Below are 4,708 nucleotides of genomic sequence, written 5' to 3' on the forward strand. Positions count from 1 at the left end.
ATTCTTTTGCGTTTGGCAGTATGGAGATACTTTCATGGTTGGTATTTCTCTTTGGCGTTATCAACCTTATCAATACGACACTCTCTAACCAGATAGCCCGAAAGCAGGAAAACAGTATTCTGCGTTCCATCGGCCTAACACAAAAACAGCTATGTAAAATGAACATCTGTGAGGGGCTGTGCTATGCGCTCTTTGCAACATTGGCGACGCTGATCGTTGGGCTTCCAGTTTCCATCTTTGCTTGCAGAAAAATGAGTGTAGGTGCTTTTGCCGGAAATGTAGTGCCTTATAAATTCCCGGTTTTGGAAATGGGTCTGTTCATTCTGGTATTGTTCGGAATGGAACTGATCTTGTCTGTATGGACAATCCGCAAACAGAAAAAACAATCCCTGATCGAACAAATGCGGGCGATGGAATAATCGTATGGGATCGGCGGGGCGGCGTGTGCTGCCCCGCTTTTTTCGCCATTTCTCAAAAAATTTTTGAAATGTCCGAGCGCTGTAACATTTCACCCCGATTTTCAATGAAATTTTGGGGCCGCTGTAACATTTCGCGGACATTTGGGTTTTACAATACCCTTATCAGCAGGCAGAAAGCCTTGAAAGGAGTTTTGAGTATGAGCATTTTACAGACTATCGACCTGAAAAAGTATTACGGCACAAAGCCGAATATCACCCGCGCCCTTGACGGCGTGAACTTCTCCGTAAATGACGGTGAGTTTGTGGCCGTTGTGGGAACCTCCGGCAGCGGCAAGTCCACCCTGCTTCACATGATGGGCGGGCTGGACACTCCCACCAGCGGAACCGTGATTGTCCGGGACAAAGAGCTGTCAAAAATGAACGACGAACAGCTCACCATCTTCCGCCGCCGCAACATCGGTTTTATCTTCCAGAACTATAACCTTGTTCCCATCCTGAATGTGTATGAGAACATCGTCCTGCCGGTGGAACTGGACGGGGACACGGTGGATCAGAAGTTTTTGGACGAGATCGTTCACCTGCTGGGGCTGGAAGATAAACTGAAAAATATGCCGAACAATCTTTCCGGCGGCCAGCAGCAGCGTGTGGCGATTGCCCGCGCCCTGATTACCAAACCGGCTATTGTGCTGGCCGACGAGCCGACCGGCAACCTTGACAGCAAGACCAGCGCCGAGGTGCTGGGGCTTATCAAGCGCACAAGTGCGGAGTTCCGGCAGACTGTTGTGATGATTACCCACAATAACGACATAGCCCGCCTTGCAGATCGGATTGTCCGCATTGAGGATGGCAAGATTGTGGAGTAAGGAGGTGGCAGACTATGACATGGCCCTTTGAAAATGATACAAGTGCCATTGTAAAAAAATTGGCAGGTAGGAGTATGCAAGCGGATAAGAGAAACAAGGCATTTCTGCTTTTGACAATCGCCATCTCTGTCTGTATGGTTTTTTCGATTCTCCTAATATCAACAGGTACACAAGAGAAATTCAAGAACACACAGAGGAATAAAGCGCAGATTGGCATTTTGGGAGTTACAGACGAACAAACGGCTCAGCTGCATCAAAACGAAAATATTACATGGGTTGGCGAATATTCCGCTATAGGTGTGTTTTATGTTGAAAATAAAACAATCACTGTTGCTTATGGAAATGAAGATTATTTTTTACATCAGGAAGAAAAAACTTTTCAGGGAAGTGTGCCGCAGAAAGCGGATGAGATTATGCTCCCCCAGAACTACCTTGATTTTTTAGGAAAATCCTATCAGACTGGCGATACAATTTCTATTGACCTGACTGGAACAGGACAGAAAGCAGAATATACACTTTCAGGTGTTTTGAATAATACGAAAGAAAGCAACGGATATTTTATTTATGTTAGTAAAGAGCTTGCCCAAGATTTGGCAAAAGATTCTTTTCAGGTTACAGCATATACGCGGTTGAATACAGACGCCATAAGTTCCACGGCTATTCTTAATTTTGCCGGCAAAGCAATACAAAATACAGGCATTGTCGAGGAACAGGTAATGCTTACAGAGTATTCTGCTGTTATGTCGGGTGTGATAACATCGGGTATTCCGATTCCAGTACCACTACTGGCGGCGTTGACGGCTATTTTGGCGGCAACGATTGTCTATGGTGTTTTTTACACAAAGATTGTAAAAAATGTTCAGATGTTTGGGCAACTGCGGACAGTTGGCATGACAAAAAGACAGATTAAACGGATGGCAAGTAAAGAGGGACGTTTATATGCCTTAGCTGGTATTCCTTTGGGGCTTGTCATTGGTGTACTGATTGGATTTATTGGCTGTCCTGATGGATTCCGGCTAAAAACAACAGTTATTTATGCTGTACTGATTGCCGCAGTAGCCTTTGTAACAGTGAATATTGCCATTTTTAAGCCTGTCCGAGTAGCAATGAATACTTCCCCGGTAGAGGGTGCTAAATACCTTGCGTATGCTGGAAAGGCAAAAAGCAGCTCAAAACTGCATCGGAAACTTACGCCGTTTAATCTGGCGAAAATAAATATACAAAGAAACAAACAAAAAGCAGTTCTGATGCTTTTAATGCTTGGAGTAAGCGGAGCTCTTTTACTGGTTACTTCTACGGTTGCTGGTTCTATTGATCCGGCAAAACAGGCAAGTTTCAAATATTATCCTGCCGGTAACATTCTTATACAAATAAGAAATACAGTTGGCAGCTCTTTCGATAACGAAGCGGAGCCATACGGAAGCGCAAAATTGCAACTGGAAGAAAATCCACTTGAAGATCAGGCATTGATGCAGGAATTAGAAAAGGTAGATGGGATAGAAAAGATTACCGCATTTGACAGCGTTTATATGACAGCTACTTTTTCGGGCGAAAGTGGTTCTATCACGAGCATTTCAGACTTCTTTCCAACCTTAAATCGGGAACAGACAGAAGAAAAGCAGGCGGCGTTATCCTCTGGAACAGCAGATTACGATGATATGGTTGAGAAAAATGGAATATTGGTTGCAGAAGATATAGCACAAGTTGGCGATACTTTGAAGATTGAGGGCAGAGCTTTTGATGGTAGAACCTTTGATGTGGAAGCCGTTGTTGTAGGCACATACAATAGATCTGATTTAATGGAGGATAGCCCGGTTGTTCCTGGAAGCCCCTACTTCATTATGACTTATGACACAGCAAAGAAACTGACAGGGATAACGGAACAGACGGGGATTCTGGCGATTAAAAATTCAGAGGGATGTTTTGATGAAGTTTTGACCGCAGTTCAGAAGATTGCGGATAAAAATGAAAAAATAGAAGTAAATACGATTGAACAAACGATTAAAAATATTCAGCATCGATACAGTGCATCTATAAATGCTCTATATATGACTTCTGCTATTCTGTTCGTCTTTGGAAGTATCAGTCTTATGAATATGCTTATGGTTGATTTTCAGAATAGAAAGCGTGAATTCGGTCTGTTGGAAGCTGTTGGGGTAACGCGAAAACAGTTGAAAGCAATGCTGAATAGGGAGATTGGAATTTACCTCGGAGGTTCATTGGCAATATCTCTTATATGCGGAAGTATTTTTAGTGTAATTGTATGCAGACGATTAGATGCCATCAATCATTGTATTACGTTGAAATTACCGTGGTTTTTCCTGTTGGCACTGATTTGTGTATTATTGGTGATATACCTTGTTTTTTCGATGTATTCCAAAATGGAATTGAAAAAAGCGAGTATTTTATTAGCAATAAAAAGTGAGTAGACTTATTGGATCTTGCTGTATCATAGAACTTCATAAATATTTCCTTAAAAGAGAAAATCTGCCGGACGACGGCAAAAGAAAAAAGCCGTCGTACAGCAGACATATCCGCGCGCCCATTTTGAACCGGCGGCTTTTGAGAAAATCAAGGCCGCCGGTTCTTTTTGCTTATCAAAGCGTTTCATCGTCCGTATGGCGGCCACTAGGAGGATGCCGCCATGCGCCTGATATTCTATCGAACGCCTAGCTTTGAACTGTCAAAAAAAGCCTTGCTCCCGCACAGGGTCAGCAGGGCTTTTACTATGTACTATACAATGTAGCTTTTGCGCATTTCACACTGCCATTATGCCCGGTTGGCCGTTTTCGGTCTGCTGGGCTTTTCTATTGCCGCCTGAAAAGTTGCCTGTTTCAAAAATATTTTTGGAAATTTTCAAAAAAGCGGGCAGAATCGGGTGTTTCGGGTGTCATATTAGCGGAAAGGGAAAAATCCACCCGACATCCCCACGGAAAGGGGGTGAGAAGATGGAAGCTATCCCTCGCAACGATGGCGAACAGTACCGATTCGATGCATTCTGCAAAGCGGTGCTGCGAAATGAGGCCCGGAACTATCACCGAAATAAGAAACGCCTGCTTGACCGTGAAAAGTCATTCAGCGTTCTGTCGATGGAAGAACTGGGGCAGCTCACGAGTGTAGACCATTATCCGTGTGAAGAATTTGTATTTTCGTCCTACGGCTGTGATCTGCACATCGACAATGAGCTTGTTGCCAATGCGTTTGCCGCTCTGCCAAAGCAAGAACAAAGCATTCTGATTCTGTTTTGCGTTCTGGAACTAGGCGATGGCGAGATTGGCGACCTCATGGGAATGTCCCGGAGTGCTGTACAGCGCCACCGGACAAAAACGCTGAACGAGCTGCAAAAAAAGCTAAAGGCGCACTTGCCGGAGGGAGGTTAGGCGTAAATGAACTCCTATGAACACACGAGCAGAGAGTTTTTACCGC

At 44.2% G+C, this 4,708-nt stretch carries 4 protein-coding genes; all 4 read left to right on the top strand.

The window, feature by feature from the left end:
• A partial coding sequence (locus D3F01_RS15675) for an ABC transporter permease (protein ID WP_242889598.1) occupies window positions 1–419 on the top strand: 419 nt, incomplete at its 5' end.
• A gap of 197 nt (window positions 420–616) precedes the next feature.
• Window positions 617–1,282 carry an ABC transporter ATP-binding protein gene (locus D3F01_RS15680; protein WP_117996881.1) on the top strand — a complete coding sequence of 222 codons (666 nt, stop codon included), beginning with the start codon at window positions 617–619 and terminating at the stop codon, window positions 1,280–1,282.
• A 14-nt stretch (window positions 1,283–1,296) separates the two neighbouring features.
• Window positions 1,297–3,711, top strand: a complete 2,415-nt coding sequence (locus D3F01_RS15685) for an FtsX-like permease family protein (protein ID WP_242889600.1) — start codon at window positions 1,297–1,299, stop codon at window positions 3,709–3,711.
• A 519-nt stretch (window positions 3,712–4,230) separates the two neighbouring features.
• Window positions 4,231–4,662 (top strand): sigma-70 family RNA polymerase sigma factor, encoded by a 432-nt coding sequence (locus tag D3F01_RS15690; protein ID WP_242889602.1) that lies wholly within the window; start codon window positions 4,231–4,233, stop codon window positions 4,660–4,662.
• The last annotated feature ends 46 nt before the right edge of the window (window positions 4,663–4,708 follow it).

The sequence above is a fragment of the Faecalibacterium sp. BCRC 81149 genome (genome assembly GCF_022750605.1).
Taxonomy (GTDB): domain Bacteria; phylum Bacillota; class Clostridia; order Oscillospirales; family Ruminococcaceae; genus Faecalibacterium; species Faecalibacterium duncaniae.

Excerpts from the sequence above, each read along its gene's own strand:
- D3F01_RS15680 (WP_117996881.1), top strand. The coding sequence starts at position 617 with ATGAGCATTTTACAGACTATCGACCTGAAAAAGTATTACGGCACAAAG.
- D3F01_RS15685 (WP_242889600.1), top strand. The coding sequence starts at position 1,297 with ATGACATGGCCCTTTGAAAATGATACAAGTGCCATTGTAAAAAAATTG.
- D3F01_RS15690 (WP_242889602.1), top strand. The coding sequence starts at position 4,231 with ATGGAAGCTATCCCTCGCAACGATGGCGAACAGTACCGATTCGATGCA.